At 69.4% G+C, this 26440-nt stretch carries 20 protein-coding genes; 16 read left to right on the forward strand and 4 right to left on the reverse strand.

Annotated features, from left to right (window positions below):
• The first annotated feature begins 2 nt into the window (after positions 1–2).
• From rsmI to ABC419_RS01745, 8 genes are all read left to right on the forward strand, one after another.
• Positions 3–875, forward strand: a complete 873-nt coding sequence (gene rsmI, locus ABC419_RS01710; protein ID WP_412876517.1) for a 16S rRNA (cytidine(1402)-2'-O)-methyltransferase — start codon at positions 3–5, stop codon at positions 873–875.
• On the forward strand, positions 872–1300 hold the full coding sequence (locus ABC419_RS01715) for a YraN family protein (protein ID WP_412876516.1): 429 nt from the start codon (positions 872–874) through the stop codon (positions 1298–1300). The genes rsmI and ABC419_RS01715 overlap by 4 nt, the downstream gene beginning before the upstream one ends.
• Positions 1297–2109 carry a SirB1 family protein gene (locus ABC419_RS01720; protein WP_046652650.1) on the forward strand — a complete coding sequence of 271 codons (813 nt, stop codon included), beginning with the start codon at positions 1297–1299 and terminating at the stop codon, positions 2107–2109. Before ABC419_RS01715 ends, ABC419_RS01720 begins: the two co-directional genes overlap by 4 nt.
• 211 nt (positions 2110–2320) lie before the next feature.
• The gene (gene gshB / locus ABC419_RS01725; RefSeq protein ID WP_412876515.1) at positions 2321–3271 is read left to right on the forward strand and encodes a glutathione synthase; all 951 of its coding nucleotides are present in this window, start codon (positions 2321–2323) and stop codon (positions 3269–3271) included.
• Positions 3272–3297: 26 nt separating this feature from the next.
• On the forward strand, positions 3298–4002 hold the full coding sequence (locus ABC419_RS01730) for a hypothetical protein (protein WP_368923136.1): 705 nt from the start codon (positions 3298–3300) through the stop codon (positions 4000–4002).
• A 66-nt stretch (positions 4003–4068) separates the two neighbouring features.
• Positions 4069–5679 (forward strand): YifB family Mg chelatase-like AAA ATPase, encoded by a 1611-nt coding sequence (locus tag ABC419_RS01735; RefSeq protein ID WP_412876514.1) that lies wholly within the window; start codon positions 4069–4071, stop codon positions 5677–5679.
• Between the two features lie 23 nt (positions 5680–5702).
• Positions 5703–7286 (forward strand): response regulator, encoded by a 1584-nt coding sequence (locus ABC419_RS01740; protein ID WP_412876513.1) that lies wholly within the window; start codon positions 5703–5705, stop codon positions 7284–7286.
• Between the two features lie 54 nt (positions 7287–7340).
• On the forward strand, positions 7341–9026 hold the full coding sequence (locus ABC419_RS01745) for an AmpG family muropeptide MFS transporter (RefSeq protein WP_412876512.1): 1686 nt from the start codon (positions 7341–7343) through the stop codon (positions 9024–9026).
• 79 nt (positions 9027–9105) lie between these two features.
• Here ABC419_RS01745 and ABC419_RS01750 read toward each other — a convergent pair whose 3' ends face one another.
• Both ABC419_RS01750 and dapF read right to left on the reverse strand, forming a co-directional pair.
• Positions 9106–11385 (reverse strand): NADP-dependent malic enzyme, encoded by a 2280-nt coding sequence (locus ABC419_RS01750; RefSeq protein ID WP_200167328.1) that lies wholly within the window; start codon positions 11383–11385, stop codon positions 9106–9108.
• A 100-nt stretch (positions 11386–11485) separates the two neighbouring features.
• Positions 11486–12373, reverse strand: a complete 888-nt coding sequence (gene dapF / locus ABC419_RS01755) for a diaminopimelate epimerase (protein ID WP_412876511.1) — start codon at positions 12371–12373, stop codon at positions 11486–11488.
• Positions 12374–12422: 49 nt separating this feature from the next.
• Between dapF and ABC419_RS01760 the strand changes: the two genes are divergently transcribed.
• The 6 genes from ABC419_RS01760 (at position 12423) to ABC419_RS01785 (ending at position 22004) form a co-directional block, all read left to right on the forward strand.
• Complete coding sequence (locus ABC419_RS01760) at positions 12423–13226, forward strand: potassium channel family protein (protein ID WP_125900726.1); 804 nt, start codon at positions 12423–12425, stop codon at positions 13224–13226.
• Between the two features lie 111 nt (positions 13227–13337).
• Positions 13338–15509, forward strand: a complete 2172-nt coding sequence (locus ABC419_RS01765; protein ID WP_412876510.1) for a prolyl oligopeptidase family serine peptidase — start codon at positions 13338–13340, stop codon at positions 15507–15509.
• Positions 15510–15527: 18 nt separating this feature from the next.
• Positions 15528–17732, forward strand: coding sequence for a prolyl oligopeptidase family serine peptidase (locus ABC419_RS01770; RefSeq protein ID WP_412876509.1), 2205 nt, complete (start codon positions 15528–15530; stop codon positions 17730–17732).
• A gap of 80 nt (positions 17733–17812) precedes the next feature.
• Positions 17813–18565, forward strand: a complete 753-nt coding sequence (locus ABC419_RS01775; RefSeq protein WP_200167314.1) for a DUF1223 domain-containing protein — start codon at positions 17813–17815, stop codon at positions 18563–18565.
• Between the two features lie 77 nt (positions 18566–18642).
• Positions 18643–20610, forward strand: coding sequence for a potassium transporter Kup (locus ABC419_RS01780; RefSeq protein WP_412876508.1), 1968 nt, complete (start codon positions 18643–18645; stop codon positions 20608–20610).
• Positions 20607–22004: an RsmB/NOP family class I SAM-dependent RNA methyltransferase gene (locus tag ABC419_RS01785; protein ID WP_412876507.1), complete on the forward strand. Its 1398-nt coding sequence runs from the start codon at positions 20607–20609 to the stop codon at positions 22002–22004. The genes ABC419_RS01780 and ABC419_RS01785 overlap by 4 nt, the downstream gene beginning before the upstream one ends.
• A gap of 12 nt (positions 22005–22016) precedes the next feature.
• Here the strand turns inward: ABC419_RS01785 and ABC419_RS01790 are convergent, their stop codons facing one another.
• Positions 22017–22427, reverse strand: a complete 411-nt coding sequence (locus tag ABC419_RS01790; protein WP_412876506.1) for a metallopeptidase family protein — start codon at positions 22425–22427, stop codon at positions 22017–22019.
• Positions 22428–22574: 147 nt separating this feature from the next.
• On the opposite strand from ABC419_RS01790, the gene ABC419_RS01795 reads away from it, so the two are divergent.
• Both ABC419_RS01795 and ABC419_RS01800 read left to right on the forward strand, forming a co-directional pair.
• Positions 22575–24902, forward strand: coding sequence for a PAS domain-containing sensor histidine kinase (locus ABC419_RS01795; RefSeq protein ID WP_412876505.1), 2328 nt, complete (start codon positions 22575–22577; stop codon positions 24900–24902).
• 54 nt (positions 24903–24956) lie between these two features.
• Positions 24957–25811: an HAD family hydrolase gene (locus ABC419_RS01800; RefSeq protein WP_368923154.1), complete on the forward strand. Its 855-nt coding sequence runs from the start codon at positions 24957–24959 to the stop codon at positions 25809–25811.
• Positions 25812–25837: 26 nt separating this feature from the next.
• Here ABC419_RS01800 and ABC419_RS01805 read toward each other — a convergent pair whose 3' ends face one another.
• On the reverse strand, positions 25838–26392 hold the full coding sequence (locus ABC419_RS01805) for an ActR/PrrA/RegA family redox response regulator transcription factor (protein WP_200168900.1): 555 nt from the start codon (positions 26390–26392) through the stop codon (positions 25838–25840).
• Positions 26393–26440 lie beyond the last annotated feature (48 nt).

A 26440-nucleotide genomic window follows, 5' to 3' on the forward strand; every position in this document is an offset into this window, starting at 1 on the left:
CGATGTCCGACGCCCCGCTTTTTCCGCCGACCGCCCCGCCCGCGCGCCCCGTTTCGCCGGGCCTCTATCTGGTGGCGACGCCGATCGGCAATCTGCGCGATATGACGCTGAGGGCGTTGGACGTGCTGGCGGCGGCCGATCTGGTGCTGGCCGAGGACACGCGGGTGACGGCCAAGCTGCTGACCGCTTATGGGCTGAAGGCCAGGCTGGAGCGTTGCGACGACCACGCCTCGAACCGCGCCGCCGAGATCGCCGTCGAGCGGTTGAAGGCGGGTGAGGTGGTGGCCCTGGTGTCGGACGCCGGCACGCCGCTGGTGTCCGACCCCGGCTATGTGGTGGCGCGGGCGGCCGTGGCTGAAGGTCTGCCGGTTCACCCCGTGCCGGGTCCGTCCAGCCTGCTGGCCGCCCTGTGCATCGCCGGCCTGCCCGCCGACCGGGTGCTGTTCGCGGGCTTCCTGCCGCCCAAGTCGGCGGCGCGCCGCACGGCGCTGGAAGAGCTGCGGCCCGGCCGTCAGACCCTGGTCTTCTTCGAGAGCGGGCCGCGCCTGCGCGACAGCCTGGCCGACATGGCCGAGGTGCTGGGCGCCCGCCCGGCCGCCGTCGCCCGCGAACTGACCAAGCTCTATGAAGAATGCGTGCGCGGCGACCTGGCCGATCTGGCCGTCGATCCGCGTTTGGACGCGCCCAAGGGCGAGATCGTGGTGGTGGTCGGCCCCGGCGAGGCCGAGACGGCCAGCGCCGCCGACGCCGACGCCGCCCTGGCCGAGGCCCTGACCCGCCTGCCGCCCGGCGAGGCGGCCGCCGAGGTGTCCAAGGCGCTGAGCCTGCCGCGCAAGTCGCTCTACAAGCGCGCGCTGGAGTTGAAGGGGCGGTGAGCCAGGCCCTGCGACCGCATCCGCCGCCGAAGACGTCCAAGCCGGGCTGGCGCCGCAGCCTGGGCGGGCGGTCGCACCGTCAGGGGCACGACGCCGAGTGGATCGCCGCCCTGTGGCTGATGCTCAAGGGCTATCAGGTTCTGGCCTTCCGCCTGAAGGGCCGGGGCGGAGAGATCGACATCCTGGCCCGGCGCGGGCGCGTCCTGGCCGCCGTCGAGGTCAAGCGCCGCGCGACGCTGGAGGCCGCGACCCTGGCCCTGGGGCCGGACCAGCACCAGCGCCTGATCCGCGCGGCCGAGGCGGCGGCGCGCGGGCGACCGGCCCTGTCGGGGCTGGAGCTGAGAATCGACATGGTGGCGCTGGCCCCCGGACGCTTTCCGCGCCATCTTCGCGGCGTGATCTCCACGGGAGCGGACCGGCGTTGACGCGCGAGGAAGCAGAGGCGGTGCTGGCCCAGGCGGGACAGGGGGCGGACGAGGCCTTCCCCCTGCTGGATTGCGCCATCGCCTGCGCCATCCACGACTATCCGTTCCGCGACGCCGACTGCGTGCGCATTCTGGCCGATCACGCCGCCCAGCGGCTCAAGGAACGGGCCGCCAACGAAAGTCCCGACGACGCCCTGACCGAGGCCCTGGCGGGCGACCTGCGGCTGAACGGCGACCTGCTGAACTACGACCATCCGGCCAATACGGACGTGATCGACGTGGCCGAGCGGCGGCGAGGTCTGTCGGCGGTGCTGGTCATCTTCTATCTGGACGCGGCGCGCCGGGCCGGGCTGACGGCGGCGCCGGTCGATTTTCCCGGTCACGTCCTGCTGCGGGTCGAGACGCCCGAGGGGCCGGTGGCGCTGGACCCGTTCAGCCAGGGGCGGCTGGTCCTGCCGTCGGAGCTGACGCGCCGCGCCCTGCTGGCGGGCCTGACCCCGCATGTGGCCGACCGTCTGGACCTGCTGATGGCGCCGGTCAGCGAGCGTCAGGCCTTGATCCGTCTGCAGAACATCCTGTTCACCCGCGCGCTTCAGGCCCGCGACTATGAAGGCGCCGAACGCTCGGCCCTGCGTCGCGCCCTGCTGGACCCCGAGGATCACCGCCCCTGGCTGGACGTGGCCGCCGCCCGCGAGAAGCAGGGCGCCCTGACCGGGGCCATGCAGGCCCTGTCGCGCGCCCGCACCCTGGGCGAGCCGATCGCCGCCTGCGACGCCCGTCTGGACCGGGTGCGGATGCGGTTGAACTGAAGCGCGGCCTTGCGGCGCGCAGCCTCGCGCCTCAAGTAGGCACTGACGGCGCTTCGGCGCTCAAGCAGCGCGCGCCCCCAGGGCGAGCGTTAGCGCCACTAAAACCAGCTCAAGCAGTGCGCGCCCGCGTCGCGCGCGATAGCGACTAAAAACCAGCTCAAGCAGCGAGCGCCCGCGGCGCGAGCGATAGCGCCACAAAGAAGGACACCCCATGCTCAAGGTCGCCATCCAGATGGACCCGCTCGAGGCGGTCAACGTCGAGTCGGACACCACCTTCCTGATGGCCCTGACCGGGCAGGCGCGCGGCCACAAGCTGTGGGTCTATGACTTCCGCACCCTGGCGCTGGAGGACGGCCGCCTGTTCTGCCGCGCCCGTCCGGTGACGGTGCGGCGCGAGCAGGGAAACCACGCCGACTTCGGCCCCGAGCAGCGGCTGGACTTGGCCGAGGACGTGGACGTCATCCTGATGCGCCAGGATCCGCCGTTCGACATGGCCTATGTCACCGCCACCTATCTGCTGGAGCGGGTGCATCCCAAGACCCTGGTGGTCAATGATCCGGCCGAGGTGCGCTCGGCGCCCGAGAAGCTGATCGCCACCCTCTTCCCCGGCCTGCAGCCGCCGACCCTGGTGTCGTCCGACCCAGAGGCTCTGGTGGACTTCCACCGCCGTCACGGCGATGTGGTGCTCAAGCCCCTGCACGGCGCGGCCGGGTCGGGAGTGGTGCGGCTGAAGGCGGATGATCCGAACCTGGAGGCCCTGATCGAGATCCACGCCGCCGGGTCGCGCGATCCTCTGGTGATCCAGAAATTCATTCCCGCCGTCTCGGCGGGCGACAAGCGCGTCATCCTGATCGACGGCGAGCCGGTCGGCGCCATCAACCGCATTCCGGCCAAGGACCAGGTGCGCTCCAACCTGCGCGTCGGCGGCACGGCGGCGCCGGTCGAGCTGACGCCGCGCGACCGGGAGATCTGCGCCGCCATCGGCCCCTATCTGAAGGAACGCGGGCTGATCTTCGTCGGCATCGACGTGATCGGCGACTATCTGACGGAGATCAACGTGACCTCGCCCACCGGCGCTCAGCAGCTGCTGAACTTCGCCGGGATCGATGCGACCGAGCGCATGTGGGAGGTCATAGAGCAGAGGAAACGCGCGGCCGCCTGACGCCGCGCTGCATGGGAGGGGACTTTATGAGCGTACTGAACAAGGCCGGGGCGTCCGCCGCCCTGGCGCTGGCGATCGCCTGCCCGGCGGCGGCCCAGGAGGCCTCGCCAGACGTCGCGCCGAAGCGCCCGTCGCTTGAGGTGCTGGAGCGGATCATCGAGACCCGCACGCCGCAGACCCGGATCGAGACGCCGGATCACGACCGCATCAGTGCGCGGCGTATCGACATCGTCGACGCCGACGGGACCATCCGCATGACCCTGTCGGGCGCGACCCCGCCGCCGATCATTGACGGCATTCAATATAAGCGCGCCTTCAATGTCGCCGGACTGATCCTTTACGACGACAAAGGCAGCGAGCGCGGCGGTTTCGGCACGGCAGACGTCGAGGACGGCATGGCCGTTCTGGCGCTGGATCACCCGGCGATGGACGCCGTCGGCTGGCGGGTGTCGCCCGACGGCTCGGTCAGCTTCGTCTTCAACCAGGCGCCGCCGCTGGTGCGTGAACCGGGGCTGGGCGGGGCGCTGGTTCCGGGCGTGCAGACGCCGACGCGGATGCGCCTGTCGCTGGCCGCCGACGGCACGCCCGCCGTCGCCCTGTCGGACAGGAACGACAAGCCGCGCCTGCGCCTGACGGTGACCGAGGAAGGATTCGGCGCCATCCAGTTCCTGAACGCCGAGGGTCAGGTGATCCATACGATCGCGCCGGAGGCCGACCTGCCGTCGAACTGACCGAACAACGCTCTTGCAGTGTTGATTGGTTCGTGATTTGTTCTCTCGACTGCGGGAGGGAACGACATGGTCGCGCGGGTGGTGACGGTGGCTTTCGACGGCGTCGACGCGCGTCGGGTCGATGTGGAGGTGCAGCAGGTCGGTTCGCCCGCCGGGGCCTTCGCCATCGTCGGCCTGCCGGACAAGGCGGTGGCCGAGAGCCGCGAGCGGGTGCGCGGCGCCTTTGCGGGCATCGGCCTGGCGCTGCCGGCCAAGAAGGTGATCGCCAATCTGGCCCCCGCCGACCTGCCCAAGGAGGGCAGTCATTTCGACCTGCCCATCGCCCTGGCCCTGCTGGCCTCCATGGAGGTGATCGGGCCGGACGCCCTGGACGGCTGGGCGGCGGTGGGCGAACTGGGCCTGGACGGCCAGATTGCGGCGGTCGGCGGAACCCTGCCCGCCGCCATGGCGGTGAACGCCATGGGGCTGGGCCTGATCTGCCCCGAGGCCAACGGGCCGGAAGCGGCCTGGGCGGGCGAGGCGCGGCTGCTGGCGCCGCGCTCCCTGATCGGCCTGATCAACCATTTTCGCGGAACTCAGGTGCTGCGCCCGCCTCAACCGGGGGCGGTGCTGGAAGGGCGCGCGGTTCCCGACCTACGCGAGGTCAAGGGACAGGAAGGGGCCAAGCGGGCGCTGGAGATCGCCGCCGCCGGGGGCCACAATCTGCTGTTCGTCGGCCCGCCGGGATCAGGCAAGTCGATGATGGCGGCGCGCTTGCCGGGCCTGCTGCCGCCGTTGACGCCGATGGAGCGGCTGGAGACGTCGATGGTCTGGTCGGTGGCCGGGCTGATCGAACGCGGAGGGCTGACGCGCGAACGGCCGTTCAGGGCGCCGCATCATTCGGCGTCGATGGCGGCCCTGACCGGCGGCGGGCTGAAGGCCAAGCCGGGCGAGGCCTCCCTGGCGCACAACGGCGTGCTGTTCCTTGATGAACTGCCCGAGTACTCGCCGCAGGCGCTGGACAGTCTGCGCCAGCCGCTGGAGACGGGCGAGATCGTGGTGGCGCGGGCCAACGCCCATGTGCGCTATCCGGCGCGGTTCCAGCTGGTGGCGGCGATGAACCCCTGTCGCTGCGGGCTGGGCGGGCCGGGGCGCGGCGCCTGCGGCAAGGCCCCACGCTGCCAGAAGGATTACCAGAACCGCATCTCCGGCCCGATGTTCGACCGCATCGACCTGACGGTGGAGACCCCGGCGGTGACGGCGGCCGACATGATCCTGCCCGCCCCGGCCGAGGGGACGGCCGAGGCCGCCGCCCGCGTCGCCGCCGCCATGCAGATGCAGGAGGCCCGCATGGCCGAGGCGGGGCTGACGGGAATGCAGGCGCTCAACGCCCGGGCCTCGGGCGCGGCGCTGGAGCGGTTCGCCGCGCCGGATCAGGCGGGCCGCGCCCTGTTGATGAAGGCGGGGGAGGCCGGGGGACTGACCGCGCGGGGCTGGACCCGCACCCTGCGTCTGGCGCGCACCATCGCCGATCTGGACGGCGCGGACGGCGTGCTGCGCCGCCATGTGGCCGAGGCGCTGATGTATCGGCGCAGCACGGTCGGCGCCCATGAGGACTTCGATCGTCAGGCCAGTCGCCGCGCGCTGTTTCCCGTGCAGGAAGGCGAGGCGGGACAAACGCCGTTCGTCTGGAATTAACCCCTCGGCCCTAGCGTGGCCTTATGGGACAGACCCGTCGCAAACCGTCGCCGCAGAGCGATCTCTTTCCTGTCGCGCCCGACGTCGCGCAGGCCGCGATAGAGGCGTCCGCCGACGGCGCTTCGCCTGAGCAGCAATTCCTGCGACTGATGAGCCATGAGATGCGCACGCCTCTGAACGGGGTGATCGGCATGCTGGGACTGCTGTCGCGCACCCGTCTGGACGGCGCCCAGCGCGCCTATGCCGAGGCGGCGCAGAAATCGGCCGAGCATCTTCTGGGCCTGGTCAATGATCTGCTGGACTACGCCCGGCTGGAGGCCGAGGCGCTGGAATTCGACCCTGCGCCGGTCGAACTGGAAGGCTTGGTGCGCGGCGTGGCCGAACTGCTCAGCCCGCGCGCCCACGACAAGGGGTTGGAGATCGTCTGGTCGGTCGCCGCCGACGCTCCGGATGTCGTCGCAGACGAGGGTCGTCTGCGGCAGATCCTGTTTAACCTGACGGGCAATGCGGTGAAGTTCACCGACCGGGGCGGGGTGCGTCTGGCGGTTGAGGCGGTCGGCGAACGCATGGATGGGGCGCCCGCGCGCCTGGCCTTCATCGTCGACGACACCGGCCCCGGCGTGCCCGAAGCGGCGCGCGGCCGCATCTTTGAGGAGTTCGGACACGCCGACATCTCGGACGCCGCCCGGTTCGACGGGGCGGGCCTGGGCCTGGCGGTGGTGCGACGGCTGGCCCGCGCCATGGGCGGCGACGCCGTGGTCGAGGATCGGCCAGATGGTCCCGGCGCCCGCTTTCGCTTTGAAGCCGAGTTTCCGGTCGTGGCCGACGCCGAGGCGCGCGCGCGCCCTCTGGACGGGCTGGCGGTGGCGATCCGCACGCCGGACCCCTTCGTGCGCCGGGCGGCGGCCGATCAGATCGAGGCCTCGGGCGGTCGGGTGGCGCGTCAGGCCGGCGTGACCCTGATCGACCACGCCGGCGCCGAAGAGGAAGCGCTGGCGGCTCGGCCCAGCCAGGGTCAGACCATCATCCTGCTGCGTCCCTCTGAGCGCGACCTGATCAGCCGTTACCGGGCGGCGGGCTTCTGCGGCTATCTGATCAAGCCCCTGCGCCGCGAGTCGCTGGCGGAGCGCGTGCTGGCGGCCGCTGCGCCGCGCCGCGGCCTGCCCTCGCCGCCGGTGCGGCCGGGCGACGACGATCGCGTGGCCCATGTGGCCTTCAAGGGCGTGCGGGTGCTGCTGGTCGAGGACAATCCGGTCGGCGCCCTTCTGGCCAAGACCTTGCTGCGACGCGAGGGCTGCGTGGTCCAGACCGCCGCCGACGGCCAGGAGGCGCTGGACGCCCTGAAGGCGGCGCGGTTCGATCTGGTCTTCATGGACATGCGGATGCCGCGCCTGGACGGACCGAGCGCCGCGCGGGCGTTGCGGGCGCGCGGGGACCAGACGCCGATTATCGCCCTGACCGCCAACGCCTTCGCCGAGGATCGCGTCGCCTGCCTCGAGGCCGGGATGGACGATCACCTGGCCAAGCCGCTGGAGGCGGACGCGCTGCGCGTCGCCCTGGCCCGCTGGACGAACGCCGCCAACCGCGCCAAGGTCGCCGTTTCCTGATCTGCCAGTAGTCCGTCGTCCGTATCGCCCGGCGGCGCCCCGCCGGAGCCACGCATGACCGATTCCAAGACGCCCGCTTCCGAGGTCGCGGCGTTGCAGCCGTCTCCCAAGGGCCTGGGCGTGCTCAAGGCGGCGTTCCGCGAGCGGCGCACCCTGGCCATGCTGCTGCTCGGCTTCTCGGCGGGCCTGCCCTTCGCCATGTTGTTCGGAACGCTGAACGCCTGGCTGTCCGATGCGGGGGTGTCGGTGGCGACCATCGGCGTCCTGTCGTGGGTCGGGCTGTTCGGGGCCTTCAAGTTCCTGTGGTCGCCCGCGGTCGGGCTGACGCCGCCGCTGATCGGTCGGATGGGCCGGCGTCGGTCGTGGCTGATCCTGTGCCAGATCGTGCTGGCGGGCGCGCTTTTGACCATCTCCCTGTCGCATCCGGGCACGGGCGCCATCGTGGTGCTGGCGGGCGCCGCGGCCCTGGGCGCCTTCGCCTCGGCGACCCAGGACATCGTCATCGACACCTGGCGGATCGAGGTGGCCGACGAGCGGACGCCGGTCGACCTGCTGTCGACCGTCTATCAGCTGGGTTTCCGCACGGCGGCCCTGGTCGGCGGGGCGGGCGCCCTGGTGCTGGCGGATCAGCTGGGCTGGTCGGCGACCTTCGTCATCGGCGCCGGGCTGATGGGGCTGGGCGTTCTGGGCACGCTGATCGCGCCCGAGCCCAAGGCCGCGCCGCGCGCCGCCATCGCGCGCGAGCGCATCGGCTCGCCGCGCCTGCGCATGACCGCCCTGATCGTCACCCTGGCCGCCTGGGCCTGGGCCGCCTTCATGCTGGTGCGCTTCATGGTCACGGCCCTGACGGTCAAGCCTGCGCCCAGCGCCGGAGAGTTCACCGCCGTCTGGGGGCCGTGGATTGTGGGCATGGCGGTGATCCTGCCGGCCGTCCTAGCCGGGATCATCGTCTGGCGCGGCGGCAAGTCGGCCCCATTATCGTCGCCGTCGAGCGCCAAGGGAACGAGTTTCGCCGACACCCTCTACGACGCCATCCTGGCCCCCCTGGTCGAGCTGATGGGCCGTCTGGGCTGGGGCGCCGTCATCGTGCTCGGCCTGATCCTGACCTATCGCATCACCGACGGCGTCTGGGGGCCGTTCGCCTTCCCCTTCTACATGGGGGACACGGGCGGGGCGCTGGGCCACACCAAGACCGAGATCGCCCTGGCCTCCAAGACCTTCGGCGTGGTCATGACCATCGTCGGCATCGCCCTGGGCGGCTGGGCGTTGCTGGTCATCGGGCGGATGGCCAGTCTGCTGCTGGGCGCGGCCCTGTCGGCGGCGACCAATCTGCTGATGATGGACCTAGCCATGGGCGCGCCGGTGATCGGCGGCTTCATGAGCGCGACCGGCCTCTACAAGCTGTTCGGCGCCTTCGGCGTGGGCGAGCCCCTGGCGCGGCTGATGATGGCCATTGCGGGCGAGAACATCGCCGGCGGCTTCGCGGGCGCGGCCTTCGTGGCCTATCTGTCGGCCCTGTCGAACAAGATGTTCGGGGCGGTGCAGTTCGCCGTCTTCACCTCCCTGGCCCTGCTGATCGGCACCCTGGGGCGCGGGGCCCTGGGCGAACTGATCGAACGTCAGGGCTATGCCGCCATGTTCGTCATCGCCGCCTGGCTGGGCGTGGTGGCGGTGGTGTTCTGCGCGATGGAGTGGGGGCGTCAGACGATGGAGCGTCGTCGCCTCAACCTCGATACCTAGAGGCTGAAGCGCCCTGAGTTGGAACGCAAAGAGGCGGCCCGAAGGCCGCCTCTCAACGTCGTCGCGACAGAGCGGACGATCAGTCCTCGATCTCCACCCCTTCGGCGTAGGCGGCGAAGGTGGCGGCGGTGATGATCTCGCCGACCGAGGCGCCCAGAGGCACGATCTGCACCGACTTCTCCAGGCCGACCAGCAGGGGGCCGATCACCGTGGCGCCGCCCAGCGACTGGACCAGACGGGTCGAGATGGCCGCCGAATGGATGGCCGGCATGACCAGGACGTTGGCGTCTCCGGTCAGGCGCATGAAGGGATAGTTGGCCCGCGCCTCGGGGTTGAGCGCCAGCTCCGGCGGCATCTCGCCTTCGTATTCGAAGTCGACGTCCATGGCGTCCAGGATGCGGATGGCTTCGCGCACCTTCTCGCCGCGATCGCCCGGCGGGTCGCCGAAGGTCGAATAGCTGAGGAAGGCCACGCGCGGCTTGCGGCCCAGCTTCTTGACCGTGGCGGCGGCCTTGACCGCGATCTCGGCCAATTCGGCGGCGTTGGGCAGTTCATGGATCGAGGTGTCGGCCACGAACAGGGTGCGGCCCTTGGCCAGTAGGATCGACAGGCCGATCATGCGGTCCGTGACGTCGAGGACGCGGCGGACCTCCTTCAAGGCCATGTTGAAGTTGCGGGTGACGCCGGTGACCATGCAGTCCGCCTCGCCGCGCGCGACCATGGCGGCGGCGAAGTAGTTGCGGTCCTGGTTGATCATGCGCTGCACGTCGCGGCGCAAATAGCCGCGGCGCTGCAGGCGGGCGTACAGCCACTCGACGTATTCGGCGTTTCGCTCGGACACGCGGGCGTTCATGATCTGAATGCCCAGGTCGTCGAAGTGGAGGCCGGCCTCGACGGCGTTCTGGCGGATCAGTTCTTCGCGGCCAACCAGGATCGGCACGCCGAGATCCGCCTGCTTGAAGGCCCAGGCGGCGCGAATGACCGACTGCTCCTCGCCCTCGGCGAAGACGACGCGCTGCTTCGGACCCGAGCGCACGCTGGCCTGGATCTTCTGCATCAGGGCGGCGGACGGATCGACCCGCTGGCGTAGGGCGATGCGATAGGCGTCCATGTCGGCGATGGGCTTTCGCGCCACGCCGGTCTCCATCGCCGTCTGGGCGATGAAGGGCGGGATGTACCAGATCAGGCGCGGGTCGAACGGGGTGGGGATGATGTATTCAGGGCCGAACTTCAGCTTGCGGCCGCGATAGGCGGCGGCGACTTCGTCCGGCACGTCTTCGCGGGCCAGGGCCGCCAGGGCCTGGGCGCAGGCGATCTTCATTTCGTGGTTGATCTGGCGCGCGCGCACGTCCAGGGCTCCGCGGAACAGATAGGGGAAGGCCAGGACGTTGTTGACCTGGTTCACATAGTCCGAACGGCCGGTGGCGATGATGGCGTCGGAACGCACCGACTTGACGTCTTCCGGGGTGATTTCCGGGTCGGGGTTGGCCATGGCGAAGATGATCGGATTGGGCGCCATGGAGGCGACCATTTCCTTGGAGATCGCGCCCTTGGCGGACAGGCCCAGCACCACGTCGGCGCCGACCATGGCCTCGGCCAGGGTGCGCAGCGGCGTGTCGGTGGCGTGCGCCGCCTGCCATTGCGAGACGTTGTCGCGGCCCTTGTAGATCACGCCCTGACGGTCGCAGATGACGGTGTTCTCGGCCTTGACGCCGGCGGCCTTCATCAGGGCGATGGACGACAGGCCTGCGGCCCCGGCGCCCGACAGGACGACTTTCAGGTCTTCCAGCTTCTTGCCGACGATATGGGCGGCGTTGATCAGGCCGGCGGTCGAGATGATGGCCGTGCCGTGCTGGTCGTCATGGAAGACGGGGATGTCCAGCAGATCCTGCAGCTGGGCTTCGATCTCGAAGCACTCGGGGGACTTGATGTCCTCCAGGTTGATGCCGCCCCAGGTGTCGCCGATGTTCTTGACCACGGTGACGAACTCGTCCGGGTCGGTGGTCTTCACCTCGACGTCGAAGCTGTCGACGTCGGCGAAGCGCTTGAACAGGACCGACTTGCCTTCCATCACCGGCTTGGACGCCATATGGCCCAGGTTGCCCAGGCCCAGGATGGCGGTGCCGTTCGAGATGACGGCGACCATGTTCCCCTTGGCGGTGTAGTCGTAGGCCTTGTCCGCATCGGCGGCGATGGCCAGGACCGGCACGGCCACGCCCGGCGAATAGGCCAGCGACAGGTCGCGCTGGGTCGCCATCGGCTTGGTCGGGGCCATGGAGATCTTGCCCGGCGTCGGCGCGCTGTGGAACTCCAGAGCGTCGTCGTCGGAGAAGGTCTGTTTGTCGGTCAATTCGGGCATTTCGATCTCGGGAAGGGGCAGGCGCATTTCGTTCCTAGATCGTGGGATCGGCGGCGACAACCGCTGACGCTGGGTCAAGGCCGATTGCGTGGTTTCTCCGTCACCCGGCGGGCAGGAGTCCTGTTCCTTCGATCTCGACCGGGCCGGTCATGAAAACGTGGCCGGACGCCTCGTCCCAGTCGATGATCAGTTCGCCGCCGTCGACCGTCACGGCGGCCTTTCGGTCGGTCAGACCGCGTCGCGCCGAGGCGACCAGGGCGGCGCAGGCGCCCGTGCCGCAGGCCAGGGTCAGGCCCGCGCCGCGCTCCCATACCCGCAACCGAATGTGATCCCGGGCCAGCACGTCGGCGAAGCCGACGTTGACCCCTTCGGGGAACAGGGGGTGGTGTTCGATCAGGGAGCCGGAGCCGCGCACGAAGGCGTCGTCCTGTCGGTCGGTGAAGAAGACAACGTGGGGGTTGCCCATCGAGACGGCGCCCGGCGTGTGCAGCACGGGGGCGTCGATCGGCCCGACCTGCAGCTCGATCCCGCGCGTGTCCATTTCTTCGGACAGCGGCACCTGGGCCCAGTCGAGGCGCGGCGCGCCCATGTCCACGGTGACTTGATGGGTTGCGGTCGTCGGCTCTTCGGGATTTCCGGACCCGACGCGGCCTGCCGCCCGGCGCGCCGTCGTCGGTCCGCCCAGGGTGTCGATGACCACCTCTTCCTTGTCCGTCGCCTCCAGCAGCAGCCAGCCGACGCAGCGCAGGGCGTTGCCGCAGGTCTCGACCATGGAGCCGTCCGCGTTCCAGACGCGCATGAAGGCGTCGGCCGTCTCGGACGGTTCGACGCCGATCAACTGGTCGAAGCCGCCCAGACCCGCCGCCGGATCGGCCAGGGCGCGCACCTGATCCTCAGTCGGGTGGAACGGCGCTTCAAAGGCCTGGACGACGATGAAGGCGTTTCCGGCGCCGTTCATGCGGATGTAGGGTCGGGCGGACTGGCTCATGTTCGTCTTCATATAGGATTTTTCGCCGGTTCATGTATCGGTGGCGGCGATGACGTCTGACCAGAGCCAAACCGCCAAATCCGACGGGCTGCGGCTGAGGGCGCGTTTGCGCTACCTCTATCACGGCTCACAGCCGGCGGCGGTGAAGTTCCGCCTGATGGTCATCGTCATCGATCTGATCATAATCGGCTTCTTCCTGGCCACGCCGATCCTGAAGGAGGCGGGCTGGGCCTTCTATGTGCTGGACTATCTGATCGCCGCCGTCTTGGGGCTGGACCTGGCGGCGCGCGCCTACGCCTATTCCGACATCCGGTCGTGGCTGAAGCGGCCGATCGTCTGGGTCGATCTGTTCGTCCTGGCGACCCTGCTGTTCCCGGCCTGGCTGGCCAATCTGGGCTTCCTGCGGCTGTTGCGCTTCTGGAGCCTGCTGAACAGCGACCTGTTCTGGCGCACCATCGGCCGCCGCTTCGACGACACGCGGGTCGAGGAGGTCACGCGCGCCTTGACCGCCCTGGTCACCTTCGTCTTTGTGACCACCGGCTTCGTCTACGCCTACTTCCGGGGCAAGGCCGAGCACATCAACGGCTATCTGGACGCCCTCTATTTCACCGTCGCCACCCTGACGACGACGGGCTTCGGCGACATCACCTTGCCGGGCAACTGGGGGCGGGTCATCTCCATCGTCGTCATGCTGGTGGGCATCACCCTGTTCATCCGCCTGGCCCAGACCCTGATCCGGCCGCACAAGGTCAAGTTCCCCTGCCCCACATGCGGGCTGCAGAAGCACGATCCCGACGCCGTCCACTGCAAGGCCTGCGGCCAGATCCTGTGCATCCCCGACGACGGCGACTGAGGCGCGCCCTGCGGCGAAAGATTACAAGCCTGTAAGATTACACACGCTTGCCCCCTGCCTCCGGTCTCGCCAAGGTGCCGCGCGAAACACACCGTCCGTTGGGGGACCATCATGATCATCCGCACCCTGGCGTCCGTCGCCGTCCTTTCCTTCGCCGCCGGAGCCGCACCCGTCGCCATGGCCCAAGCCGCCGCTTCCGCAACCGCCGCCTCGACGGCTCCGGGCTTCGCCACCAGCGACGCTACCGACCCCTACATCTGGCTGGAGGAGGTCGAGGGCGACCGCGCCATGGAGTGGGTCAAGGCGCACAACGAAACCTCGCTGGGCGTGCTGCAGGGCGACCCGCGCTATGAGGGCCTGCACCAGCAGGCGCTGGACCTGGTGCAGTCGCGCGACCGCATCCCGTCACCCGGCTTCACCCACGACGGCCATGTCGACAACTTCTGGCAGGACGCCGAGCATGTGCGCGGCATCTGGCGCCGCACGACGCTGGACTCCTACCGCACCGACGCGCCGCAGTGGGAGACCATCCTGGACATCGACGCCCTGTCGGCGGCCGAGGGCGCCAACTGGGTTTATAAAGGCGCGTCCTGCCTGCCGCCGGACGAGCGTTACTGCCTGATCTCCCTGTCGAACGGCGGCAAGGACGCGGTGACGGTCCGCGAGTTCGACAGCGTCACGAAGACCTTCGTGGAGGGCGGCGTCAACCTGCCGGAATCCAAGGGCGGCGCCAGCTGGATCGACAAGGACACCCTGCTGATCTCGCGCGACTTCGGCGAGGGCTCGCTGACGGACTCGGGCTATCCGCGCACGGTGCGACTGATGAAGCGCGGCCAGAGCGTCGATCAGGCGGTCGAGGTCTTCGCCGGTCAGCAGACCGACGTCTCGGTTTCGGGCTACACCCTGCGTGACGCCGACGGGGTGGTTCAGGCGGTGCTGCTGAACCGGGGGATCAACTTCTATGAGAGCGAGACCTGGCGCCTGAACGCCGACGGCTCGACGACCAAGCTGGAGCTGCCGCTCAAGTCCAACATCAACGCCCTGGTCGCCGGCCAGCTGGTGGTGACGACGGATCAGGACTGGACCGCGCCCTCGGGCCAGGATTTCAAGACCGGCGATGTCATCGCCTGGAATCTGCAGGCCTGGCTGGCCGACCCCAAGACCCCGGCGCAGCTGGTGATCCGTCCCGGCGAACGCGAAGCGATCGAGGGCGTCAACGCCACCCGCAACAAGCTGGTCGTCGCCCTGTACGAGAACGTGCGCGGCTCGGTCTATGTCTATGACCCGGCCGACTGGAGCCGCACGCGCCTGGACCTGCCGCAGAACGTCTCGGTCGGCGTCGGCTCGGCGTCGGAGCGCGACGACAAGATCTTCGTCAGCGTCACCGGCTATCTGAATCCGTCCAGTCTCTACCTGGCCGACGCGGCGACCGGCGCGGTCGCCCTGACCAAGGCCCTGCCGGACAAGTTCGACGCCAGCGGCATGCGCGTCGATCAGTTCGAGGCGCGCAGCGCCGACGGGACGATGATCCCCTATTTCGTCGTCCACAAGGACGCCATGGCGATGGACGGATCGAACCCGACGCTGCTGTACGGCTACGGCGGTTTCCAGTCGTCGTTGCTGCCCGGCTATTCGCCGACGGTCGGCAAGCTGTGGCTGGAGCGCGGCGGCGTCTATGTCATCGCCAACACCCGCGGCGGGGGCGAGTTCGGTCCGAAATGGCACCAGGCGGCCCAGCAGGAAAACCGCCAGCGCGCCCACGAGGACTTCCAGGCTGTGGCCCAGGATCTGATCACGCGCGGCGTCACCTCCCAGCCGCGCCTCGGGATCATGGGCGGCTCGCAAGGCGGCCTCTTCATGGGCGCCATGCTGACCCAGCGCCCGGACCTGATCAACGCGGCGGTCATCCAGGTGCCCCTGTTCGACATGCTGCGCTTCCACAAGCTGCTGGCCGGCGCCTCGTGGATCGGCGAATACGGCAACCCGGACATCCCGGAACAGCGCGCCTGGATCGAGCAGTACTCGCCCTATCAGCGTCTGGCGGCGGGCCAGCCCTATCCGGAAGTCTTCATCCACACCTCGACCAAGGACGACCGCGTCCACCCCGGCCACGCCCGCAAGGCGGCGGCGCGGATGGAGGAGCTCGGCTATCCGGTCCTCTTCTATGAAAACGTCGACGGCGGCCACGCGGCGGGCGCCAACCTGCGCGAGACGGCCCGCCGCATCGCGCTGGAATACACCTATCTGACCCGTCGGCTGATGGATCAGCCGGCCCAGCCGTAACCGACGGAGCCCGAGATCATGATGAAGTCCCTGTTCTTGTCCGTCGCCTTGCCGACCCTGATGCTGGCCGCCGCGCCCGCTATGGCCAAGGGCGCCGTGTCCGATCCGGTCGCCGCCTCGGCGACGACCCCGCCGCCGCACTTCCCGCGCGACCTGTCGCCCGAGGGGGTCAAGGCCGCCGACGATCATCTGGCGCTGGAAGAGGTGGACGGCGCCGCGGCTCGCGCCTTCGTCGCCGCCTCGAACGAAAAGGCCTTGGCCGCCCTGACCGGCGACCGCCGCTATGAGCCCTTCCGCCGGCAGGCCGAGGCCATCCTGACCGCCACCGACCGCATCCCCGGCGTCAGCTTCCTGGGCGAAGGCCTGGGGAACTTCTGGCAGGACGCGGCCAATCCGAAGGGTGTCTGGCGCCGCACGACGCTGGACAGCTATCGCACCGCCCAGCCCCAGTGGGAGACCCTGCTGGACATCGACGCCCTGGCCAAGGCTGAGGGCAAGGACTGGGTGTTCAAGGGCGCGAACTGCCTGGCGCCGGACGAGACCCGCTGCCTGATCAATCTGTCGGACGGCGGCAAGGACGCCGTGACGGTGCGTGAGTTCGACCTGACGACGAAAACCTTCGTGGACGGCGGATTCGTCATCCCCGAGGGCAAGCACCGCATCAGCTGGCTGGACCGCGACACCCTGCTGATCGCCACCGACTTCGGTCCCGGCAGCCTGACGGAGTCGGGCTATCCCTACATCGTCAAATCCCTGACGCGCGGCCATCCGCTGGCGCACGCGACCGAGGTCTATCGCGGCCAGCAGGGCGACGGCGGCTACGGCGTCTCTCCCATGGTGTTCCGCGACAAGGCGGGCGCGGTCGAGGCGGTGCTGTTCAGCCGCCCGCTGGACACCTTCCGGTCAGAAATCTGGGCTTTGGGCTCCGACGGCAAGCCCTACAGGCTCAACCTGCCAGAGCGTGTGGCGGTTCAGGGCGTGCTGGGCGGCAAGCTGATCTTCTCGCCCGAACAGGCGTGGAGCTTCGACGGTCAGGATTATGCCGCCGGTTCGCTGGTCGCCATGCCGATGGGCGTGCTGGGCGATGTGCGCCAGAGCATCCGCATCGACGCGAAGACGGCGACCATATTCGCCCCCGGCCCGCGCCAGTCGCTGCAGGACGTCCGGGTGTTCGAGGACAGCATCGTCGCCGTCATCGCCGACAACGTCGTCGGCACGCTCAAACGCTTCACGCCGGGCGTCGGGGGCTGGACCGCTGCCGACATCGCCGTCCCCGCTAACAGCGCCGTGGGCCTGGGCGACAGCTCCAAGGCCAAGGGCCAGGTCTTCGTCTCGGCCCAGGGCTTCCTGACGCCGCCGACCCTCAGCCTGGCCGATGTCGCCACCGGCGCCCTCAGCGAGCTGAAATCGGCCCCGGCCAAGTTCGACGCCTCGACCCATGTGGTCGAGCAGTTCGAGGCGACTTCGACCGACGGGACCAAGATCCCCTACTTCGTCACTCGGCCCAAGAACCTGGCGATGGACGGGACCGGCCCGACCATCCTGTTCGGCTACGGCGGTTTCCAGGCCAGCTTCCCGCCCGCCTACAAGCCCGAGATGGGCAAGCTGTGGCTCGAGAACGGCGGCGTCTTCGTTCAGGCCAACATCCGCGGCGGCGGCGAGTTCGGCCCCGGCTGGCACCAGGCGGCTCTGCGCGAAAACCGCCAGCGCGCCTTCGACGACTTCGCCGCCGTGGCCCGCGATCTGGAGCAGCGCCGCATCACCAGCCCGCGCCACCTGGGCATCTACGGCCGCTCGAACGGCGGGGTGCTGACCTCGGTGTCCATCACCCAGCATCCGGAGCTGTTCAACGCGGCGGTGATCGAAAGCCCGCTGATCGACATGCTGCGCTATCAGGAGCTGCCGGCGGGCGCTTCGTGGATGGGCGAATACGGCGATCCGCGCATTCCGGGCGACGCTGAATTCATCGCCCGCTACTCGGCCTATCAGCAGCTGCGGCCCGAGGTGAAGTATCCGCGCGTCTACATCACCACCAACACGCGCGATGACCGGGTGCACCCCGGCCACGCCCGCAAGTTCGCGGCGCGTCTGGGCGACCAGGGTCACGACCACCTCTATTTCGAGGACACGGCGGGCGGCCACTCCAACGACGCCGACCCGGTCGCCAACGCTCGCCGCTGGGCGCGCCACTACGTCTATCTCAGCCAGCAACTGATGGACTGATTGTAAAGCTCGTCGCGCCCGACGCGCCGCTCACGCATTTATGAGCGGCGTTATCGGGCCGAAGGGATAGGATCGCCGCCATGATGGCACGGGGCCTGTTCAGCTACGGAATGACGGCGGCGGTCGCGGGCGTGGGCCTGCTGGCCGTCGCCGCCGCGCCGTCGCGCGAGCGGGACGCCCCGGTCCAGCCGGTGGTGGTCGAGCTGTTCACCGCCCAGGGCTGCGCAGGTTGTCCCGACGCCAACCGCACGGTCGAGACGGTGGCGGCTGAGCCGGGCGTGATCGTCCTGACCTACGGCGTCGACTACTGGGACTATCTGGGGTGGTCCGACACCTTCGCTCGGCCCGAGTTCGCCGAGCGCCAGCGCGCCTATCGTCAGGCCCTGAAGCTGCGGAACGTCTCGACGCCGCAGGTGGTGATCGACGGACGCCGTCATGTCTCGGGCGCCCGTTCGCCGGAGCTGAAGGCCGCCGTCGAGGCCGAGGCGCAGGGCCGGGGCTGGCCGCCCGAGATCGAGTTCCGCGAGACCGGCGATCGCGTCGGCGTCGGTTCAGGGCGTCCTCCGGAAGGCGGAGCCGAGGTCGTCGCCGTCGTCTATCGACCGGGGCAGCAGACGGTCGAGGTCAAGGGCGGCGACAACCGCGGCCGGGCCGTGACCCACGTTAATGTGGTGCGCGAGGTGCGTCGTCTGGGCGACTGGAACGGACGGCCGGTGCTGTTCCCTCTGCCCCAGGACGCGGGGAGCGACGAGGGGGTGGTGGTGCTGCTTCAGGCCAAGGACGATCGCCGCATCCTGTCGTCCGCCGCGCGCCCGGAACCGGGGCGCGATTGAACCGCTGACGGAAAAGGTCTAAAGGCCCGCCGCTCTTGATGGGCGCGCGCCTCCTCGCGCGACCCGGAGAACATTGCATGGTCGGGGATACGCCCCGCGGCGACGCCGCGCCAACCGCCAACGCCTCCTCTTCTGCGAACGCCCAGACTCCGCCTTCCGGCGGGGCGGACGGTCATGGCGGAGGCAAGGCCAGCCATCGCGCCCTCATCCTGGGCGCCATCGGCGTGGTCTTCGGCGATATCGGCACCAGCCCGATCTACGCCCTGCGCGAGGCGACGGCCCACGCCCAGAAGGGCGTCGGCGGCGATCTGGCGATCATCGGCGTGGTGTCCCTGGCCTTCTGGGCGCTGATGATCGTCGTGACGTTCAAATACGTCATGTTCCTGATGCGGGCGGACAACAAGGGCGAGGGCGGCACCCTGTCGCTGATGGCCCTGGCCCAGCACGCCATCGGCCGACGCAGCGCCTGGCTGTTCGTCCTGGGCGTCTGCGGCGCGGCCCTGTTCTACTCCGACGGCGTCATCACGCCTGCGATCTCGGTCCTGTCGGCCGTCGAGGGCCTGCAGGAGGCGCCTGGCCTGAACGGACGGCTGGATCCCTTCATCCTGCCGCTGGCGGCGGGCATTCTGATCGCCCTTTTCCTGGTGCAGTCGCGCGGCACGGCGGGCCTGGCCAAGTTCTTCGGCCCTATCACCCTGATCTGGTTCCTGTCGCTGGGCCTGCTGGGCGTGGTCCATATCTTCGACGACCTGTCGATTCTGAAGGCCCTGTCGCCCTATTATGGGATCAAGCTGCTGATCGCCGACGGCTTCCTGGGCTTCGTCATCCTGGGCAGCGTCTTCCTGGCCGTCACCGGCGCCGAGGCGCTGTATGCGGACATGGGCCATTTCGGCAAGGCGCCGATCCGCCAGAGCTGGCTGTTCATCGTCCTGCCGTGTCTGACGCTCTGTTACCTGGGCCAGGGCGCCTTCCTGCTGTCGCACCCCGGCGCGGCGCATAACCCGTTCTGGAACATGGTGCCGCAGCTGGCCTATTGGCCCATGCTGATCCTGGCCACGGCGGCGACGGTCATCGCCAGCCAGGCGATGATCACGGGCGCCTTCTCGGTCACGCAGCAGGCGGTCCAGCTGGGCCTGTTGCCGCGTATCGACATCCGCAATACTTCCGAGACCCAGGCCGGCCAGATCTATGTGCCCGCGATCAACAGCCTGCTGCTGGTCGGGGTGCTGTTCGTTCTGGTCAGCTTCCAGTCGTCGCACAACCTGACGGCCGCCTATGGCGTGGCGGTGACGGGGACCATGATGGTCAACACCCTGATGGCCTTCACCGTCGTGCGTCACAAGTGGAAGTGGTCGTGGTGGGCCATCCTGCTGACGCTGGTGCCGTTCGGCTTCATCGACGCGGTCTTCCTGACCTCCAACCTGCTGAAGATCCCGGCTGGGGCGTGGATGCCTCTGGTGCTGGGCGGGGGCTTGGTCATGCTGATGTGGACCTGGGTGCGCGGTTCCCAGATCCTGGCCGACAAGACGCGCAAGGACAGCCTGCCGCTGAACGATCTGATCGAGATGCTGCGCGCCCGTCCGCCGCACCGGGCGCCGGGTACGGCCATCTTCCTGACCTCGGACCCGGACGTGGCGCCGGTGGCCCTGATGCACAATCTCAAGCACAACAAGGTGCTGCACGAGAAGAACATCATCCTGACGGTTCACACCTCGGACCGTCCGCGCGTGCCGGACCTGCAAAGAGTGGCGGTCGAGCCGATCAGCGATGATTTCAAGCGACTGACCCTGACCTTCGGCTATATGGAGACACCGAACGTGCCGCGCGCCCTGGGTCTGTGTCGCAAGCAGGGGCTGAAGTTCGACATCATGTCGACCAGCTTCTTCCTCGGCCGACGCTCGGTCGTTCCATCCGCCCGCCAGGGCATGCCTCTGTGGCAGGACAAGCTGTTTATCTTCCTGATGCGTAACGCCGCCAATCCGACCGACTTCTTCCGCATTCCGCCCGGCCGCGTGGTCGAACTCGGCACCCAGGTGTCGGTGTGAGCGGGGGGACGCCCAAGGGCAGAAGCTCCGCCGCGCGCGGCCGCCGCATCGCCGAAAAGGCGCGCGGGCCGCGTCGTGAACCGACGCGGCAGCCCGTCGCGGACGATCCGCACGCCGACATCGGCGTCGAGGCGCGGTTGGTCGCAGGCATCCTGCTGAACGCGGCGCTGGAGAAGCGCACGGGTCTGGACGAGGCCTTGTCGCAATCGCCCGCGCGCGACCTGCCGCCCCAGGACCGGGCCTTCGCCCGCGCCGTGGCCATGGCCGCCCTGCGCCGTCTGGGCGAGATCGACCAGATCCTGGAACGTCGTCTGCAGAAGGCGCCGCCGCTGGCGGTGCTGACGATCCTGCGCGTCGCCCTGGCCCAGACCCTGGTGCTGGACACCCCGGCGTTTGCGGCGGTGTCGACGGCGGTCAAGCTGGCCGAGCGCGACGCCAAGACGCGGCCGTACAAGAATCTGGTCAACGCCGTGCTGCGCGGCGTCGGTCGCGACGGCCCCGGCTTGACGACCGCTGAATCCAACCTGCCTGACTGGCTGGCTCAGCGTTGGAAAGCCACCTATGGCGAGGCGGCCCTGATCGGCCTGGCTCTGGCCACGCGCGAAGAGCCGGCGACCGATTTGACGGCCAAGCCGGGCGTCGATCCGGCCGAACTGGCGGCGTCGGTCGAGGGCGAGGCCCTGCCCGGCGGCACGGTCCGCACGGGCAAGCGCGGCGATGTCGCTTCCTGGCCCGGTTTCGAGGCCGGCGACTGGTGGGTGCAGGATGCGGCCGCCGCCGTCCCCGCCCGCCTGCTGGCGGTCAAGGCGGGCGAGACGGCGCTGGACCTGTGCGCCGCGCCGGGCGGCAAGACGCTGCAACTGGCCGCCGCCGGGGCCGAGGTCGTCGCCCTGGACCGCTCCGAGGCGCGCCTGAAGCGCCTGCGCCAGAATTTCGAGCGTATGAACTTCAAGGCCGAGGTCGTCGCTGTCCCGGCCGAGGACTGGGAGGACGAGCGCACCTTCGACGCCGTGCTGCTGGACGCGCCGTGTACGGCCACCGGCACCTATCGCCGCAATCCGGAAGTGCTGCGCGCCACCCGCCCCGCCGACGTGGCCAAGCTGGCCGACGTGCAGCACCGTCTGCTGGACACGGCCGCCGCAAAGGTGAAGCCGGGCGGTCGTCTGGTCTATTGCGTCTGCTCGCTGGAACGTGAAGAGGGCGAGACGCAGATCATCGCCTTCCTGCGCCGCAACCCGGTCTTCCGCACCGTCGCAGCGGTCACGGCTGAGATCGGCGCCCCTGACGAGGCCCTGACCCCCGAAGGCTGGCTGCGCATCCTGCCTTCGCAATGGGCGGAAAAGGGCGGGCTGGACGGCTTCTTCGCCGCCAAGCTGGAGCGGATCGCGGACTAGGACGCGGGTGTCTCAGTCCTCGTCGTCCTCGATGGCGTGGATCTGGTCGTCGTCCAGGCCCAGGTGGTGGCCGATCTCGTGGATCAGGACGTGGGCGATGATCTCGGCCAGGCCGACGTCGCCGCGCTCGCACCATTCGTCGAGGATCGGGCGGCGATAGAGGAAGACGCGCGACGGCTCCGGCGCCGGGCCCATGGCGTCGCGTTCGCCGATGTGGACGCCGGAATACAGGCCGGTCAGCTCGAACGGATCCTCGATCCCGAGGTCGTGCAGGGTCTCCTCGTCGGCGAAATCGTCGATGCGGATGACGACTTCTCCCGCCGCCTGACGGAACAGGGCGGGCAAGGCGGCGAAGGCGTCTTCGGCCAGGCGGGCGAAGTCGTCGAGGGAAGGGGCGGTCTGATTGTTCCAGGTCTGGCTCATGCCTTTGGATATCGCGCGCCGGGCGCGCTCCGGCAATCGGCGGCGACGCCGCATCGCAAATCGCGCAATCAGGTTATGGTAAACGCGAATCGGTCGGCTGGCTGACGATCAGCGGCGGCCGCAGCGCGACGCATCATTCGGGGATCCATGGCCGAGGCCGACATCGCTTATGCAGCCACAGCAGGGGCGGCCGGTCTGGCGCTGGCGGTCAGCGCCTGGACCTGGCGGCTGCGCGCGCGGCTGGGCGCGCGCGAGGTCGAGGTCGAGCGCTGGCTGGGCGGCGCCCAGGCGTCCGCTGCCGCCAGCGAGGGCGCCCTGACCGCGTTTGACGACGTGCGTCTGGCCCTGACCCCGGAAGGAAGGCCGCTGGCCGTGTTCGGATCGGTCGAGGCCTTGTCGACCCTGGCGCCTGGCATGGAAGGGACTGCGGCGGCGGAAGCGGTCGTCGATGTCCTGAACCGGCTGCATACGGGGCGCATGGAAGCTCTGGTTCAGGGCGGTGAAGCTTTCGAGACCTTGATGGAGACGCCCGAGGGCGCCTGGGCGGTCGAGGGGCGGCCGCACGGCGGATCGGCCTGGCTGCGGCTGTCGCGCCTGACTGGGGTCGGGGGCGGGGAGGGCGCGCTGGACGGCGGCGTGAGCGCGGGGGTTCTGGCCGAACAATCGCCAGCGCCGACCTGGGTTGTTGACGGGGCCGGGCGGCTGGTCTGGGCCAACAGCGCCTGGCTGGTCGAGACGGGCGCCGAAACCCTGGCCGAGGCGCGCGAGCGGGGACTCAGCTTCGACCGCGGCGCGGACGGGGTGGTGGGCGAGGCCCTGCGCCTGAACGCGCGCCAGGAGGGCTTTCGCTGGACCACCGCGGGCGGGCGGCGGCGGGCGTGGAAGATCCTGGCCGAGCCGCTTGCGGGCGGACGGGGCGCCGTCATCGCCTTCGCCGTCGAGATGACCGAGGCCGAGGAGACCCGAGACACCTTGCGTCGTCATGTCGAGGCCCATGACGAAACGCTGAACCACCTGGCGGACGCCGTGGCGATCTTCGGCCCGTCCAAGCGGCTGGCCTTCCACAACACCGCCTTCCAGTCGTTGTTCGGGGTTGATCCGGCCTGGCTGGACGAGCGCCCGACCCACGCCGAACTGCTGGACCGGCTGCGTCAGAAGCGACTGCTGCCCGAGGTCGTCGACTACGCCGCCTGGAAGGCCGAGGAGCTGGACTTCTACGGCGCCGCCGAGGCCTCGCCGGACGACAGCTGGTCCCTGCCCGACGGGCGGACGCTGCGGGTGGTGCGCCAGCCGCACCCGCTGGGCGGCATCCTGCTGATCTTTTCGGACATCACCGGCGAGCTGCAGCTGCGCAGCCGCTACAACGCCCAGATTCAGGTCCAGCGCGCGACCCTGGACAAGCTGAACGACGCCGTGGCCGTGTTCGGCTCGGACGGGCGGCTGCGGCTGCACAATGAGGCGTTCGAGACCTTCTGGGCCGTCTCGTGCGAGCGGCTGAACGAAGCCGCCGACTTCGACGCCGTGGCGGCCCTGTGCCGTCCGGTCCTACCCGATGCGGCCCTGTGGCTGGGCTTGAAGGCGCGGGTGGCCGATCCCGATCCCGAAAGCCGGGTGCCGATTGCGGGCGAGGGGCGAACTGAGGACGGCCGCAGCGTCGCCTGGCAGACCCGGCCTCTTCCGGACGGCGCGACCCTGGTCGCCTTCTCGGACGTCACGGCACGGCGTGGACTGGAGCAAGCCCTGGCGGCCAAGGAGGCCGCCCTGGCCGAGAGCCAGGCGCTGAAGCGCGAGTTCGTCGGCAGCGTCTCCTATGAGCTGCGCACGCCGCTGACGACCATCGTCGGCTATTCCGAACTGCTGGAGGCCATGGGCGACCTGCCCGAGCGCAGCCGTCAGCACGCCGGCGCCATCCGCGTGGCGGCCAGCCACCTGGCCCGCTCCATCGACGACGTGCTGGACATGGCCCAGATCGACGCGGGCGAGATGGAGTTGACCCTGGGCGACGTGCGGGTCTGCGACCTGCTGGACGAGGCGGCGGAAAAGATCAGGGCCAAGGTCGAGGGCCGCGGCGCCACGCTGTACCTGGCTTGCCCGACCGGGCTGAAGCCGATCCGCGCCGACGCCCGCCGCATCGCCCAGGCGGTCGATCATCTGCTGGAGAACGCCTGCCGCGCGGTGTCCGAAGGCGGCGCCGTCAGCCTGACCGCCGAGGCCGGACCCGGCGAGGTCCGCATCCGTGTCGAAGACACCGGCCGGGGCATTCCCTACCATCTTCAGGCGCACGTCTTCGATCGCTTCGTGCGGCGCGAGCGCGGCGGACCGGGCGTGGCCCTGGCCCTGGTCAAGGCCCTGGTCGAGTTGCACGGAGGCTGGGCCGAGGTTCAGTCGGAACCGGGCAAGGGCGCGGCCTTCATCCTGCACCTGCCGGTCGAGGCGACGGCGCCGACCGCCGCGCCGGAACTGCTGCTGGGCTGATCTTGGCCGTCCAGTCGTGCTAGAGGGCGTGTCCAAGCCTTCCAGGACGTCCTCATGGCCGACACGACCCGCCCCCTGCTCAAGACCGCCGTCATCTATGATTTCGACGGCACCCTGGCGCGAGGAAACATGCAGGAGGTCAGCTTCATCCCCTCGATCGGGATGACGCCGGCCCAGTTCTGGAACGAGACCGTCCGTCCACGGACCATCGCTTCGGACGGCGACGGCATCCTGATGTACATGCAGATGATGCTGCTGGCCGCGCGCGAACAGGGCGCCCCGGTGACGCGCCAGGCGCTGCGCGACCACGGCCGCGACGTGGCCCTGTTCGAAGGGCTGCGGGATCGCTCCTGGTTCGACCGGATGAACGCCTTCGGCGCCCAGTTCGGGCTGGAGATCGAGCACTATATCATCTCGGCGGGCCTGACCGAGATGATCGAGGGCTGCCCCATCGCCGAGGCCTTCACCCACGTCTTCGCCTCGAAGTACGCCTATGACGACGAAGACGTGGCGGTCTGGCCCGCCGTGGGCGTCAACTACACCACCAAGACCCAGTATCTGTTCCGCATCAACAAGGGGGTGCACAACCACTGGGATGATGAGCGCATCAACCGCTTCATCCCGGACGAGGAACGCCCCATTCCCTTTGATCGCATGATCTTCCTCGGCGACGGCGATACCGATGTGCCGACCATGAAGATGATGCACACCAAGGGCGGCTTCTCCATCGCCGTCTACGACCCCGACAGCACCCCGCGCGACCACGACAAGATCCACCGCCTGATCTCGGAGGACCGGGTCAACTTCGTCGCGGCGGGCGACTATCGCGAAGGCTCGCCCGTCGACCTGATCGTCAAGGGGCTGATCGGCCGCATCGCCGTCAACTATGGCCGGATGCCGGCGGACTGAAGCAAGCGGGCTGAGGCGGGTCCGCCTTAACGCGGGGCGCGTTTCGCCAGGATGCGTTGCAGGGTGCGACGGTGCATGCCTAGGCGGCGCGCCGTCTCGGACACGTTGTGGTCGCACAGCTCATAGACGCGCTGGATATGCTCCCAGCGCACTCGGTCGGCCGACATCGGGTTCTCGGGCGGCTCGGGCGCTTCGCCGGACGACAGAAGGGCCTTGACCACGTCGTCGGCGTCAGCGGGCTTCTGCAGATAGTCGACGGCGCCGGCTTTGACCGCCGCGACAGCCGTGGCGATGGCGCCGTAGCCGGTCAGCATGACGATGCGGGCGTCCTCGCGCCGCTCGCGGATCATTTCGACCACCTTCAGGCCGTTGCCGTCCTCAAGGCGCATGTCCAGAACGGCGAAGGCCGGGACCGACTGGCGCAGGGCGTCGCCCGCCTCGGCCACTGAGCTGGCGACGGTGACGGTGAAGCCACGCGATTCCAAGGCTCGGCCCAGGCGGGTGCGCAGGGCTTGATCGTCGTCCAGCAACAGCAGGGACTTGTCGTTGAGGGCGGCGATCTGGGTCTCGAGTTCGGACATGAAATTCTCCTGCGGTTCAGGTCGTGCGTCAGCGACGCAGGGTCAAGG

This window comes from Brevundimonas phoenicis (assembly GCF_047237745.1).
In the GTDB taxonomy this organism is placed as follows: domain Bacteria; phylum Pseudomonadota; class Alphaproteobacteria; order Caulobacterales; family Caulobacteraceae; genus Brevundimonas.

Excerpts from the sequence above, each read along its gene's own strand:
- rsmI (WP_412876517.1), top strand. The coding sequence starts at position 3 with ATGTCCGACGCCCCGCTTTTTCCGCCGACCGCCCCGCCCGCGCGCCCC.
- gshB (WP_412876515.1), top strand. The coding sequence starts at position 2,321 with ATGCTCAAGGTCGCCATCCAGATGGACCCGCTCGAGGCGGTCAACGTC.
- ABC419_RS01730 (WP_368923136.1), top strand. The coding sequence starts at position 3,298 with ATGAGCGTACTGAACAAGGCCGGGGCGTCCGCCGCCCTGGCGCTGGCG.
- ABC419_RS01735 (WP_412876514.1), top strand. The coding sequence starts at position 4,069 with ATGGTCGCGCGGGTGGTGACGGTGGCTTTCGACGGCGTCGACGCGCGT.
- ABC419_RS01740 (WP_412876513.1), top strand. The coding sequence starts at position 5,703 with ATGGGACAGACCCGTCGCAAACCGTCGCCGCAGAGCGATCTCTTTCCT.
- ABC419_RS01745 (WP_412876512.1), top strand. The coding sequence starts at position 7,341 with ATGACCGATTCCAAGACGCCCGCTTCCGAGGTCGCGGCGTTGCAGCCG.
- ABC419_RS01750 (WP_200167328.1), bottom strand. The coding sequence starts at position 11,385 with ATGCCCGAATTGACCGACAAACAGACCTTCTCCGACGACGACGCTCTG.
- dapF (WP_412876511.1), bottom strand. The coding sequence starts at position 12,373 with ATGAGCCAGTCCGCCCGACCCTACATCCGCATGAACGGCGCCGGAAAC.
- ABC419_RS01760 (WP_125900726.1), top strand. The coding sequence starts at position 12,423 with ATGACGTCTGACCAGAGCCAAACCGCCAAATCCGACGGGCTGCGGCTG.
- ABC419_RS01765 (WP_412876510.1), top strand. The coding sequence starts at position 13,338 with ATGATCATCCGCACCCTGGCGTCCGTCGCCGTCCTTTCCTTCGCCGCC.
- ABC419_RS01770 (WP_412876509.1), top strand. The coding sequence starts at position 15,528 with ATGATGAAGTCCCTGTTCTTGTCCGTCGCCTTGCCGACCCTGATGCTG.
- ABC419_RS01775 (WP_200167314.1), top strand. The coding sequence starts at position 17,813 with ATGATGGCACGGGGCCTGTTCAGCTACGGAATGACGGCGGCGGTCGCG.
- ABC419_RS01780 (WP_412876508.1), top strand. The coding sequence starts at position 18,643 with ATGGTCGGGGATACGCCCCGCGGCGACGCCGCGCCAACCGCCAACGCC.
- ABC419_RS01790 (WP_412876506.1), bottom strand. The coding sequence starts at position 22,427 with ATGAGCCAGACCTGGAACAATCAGACCGCCCCTTCCCTCGACGACTTC.
- ABC419_RS01795 (WP_412876505.1), top strand. The coding sequence starts at position 22,575 with ATGGCCGAGGCCGACATCGCTTATGCAGCCACAGCAGGGGCGGCCGGT.
- ABC419_RS01800 (WP_368923154.1), top strand. The coding sequence starts at position 24,957 with ATGGCCGACACGACCCGCCCCCTGCTCAAGACCGCCGTCATCTATGAT.
- ABC419_RS01805 (WP_200168900.1), bottom strand. The coding sequence starts at position 26,392 with ATGTCCGAACTCGAGACCCAGATCGCCGCCCTCAACGACAAGTCCCTG.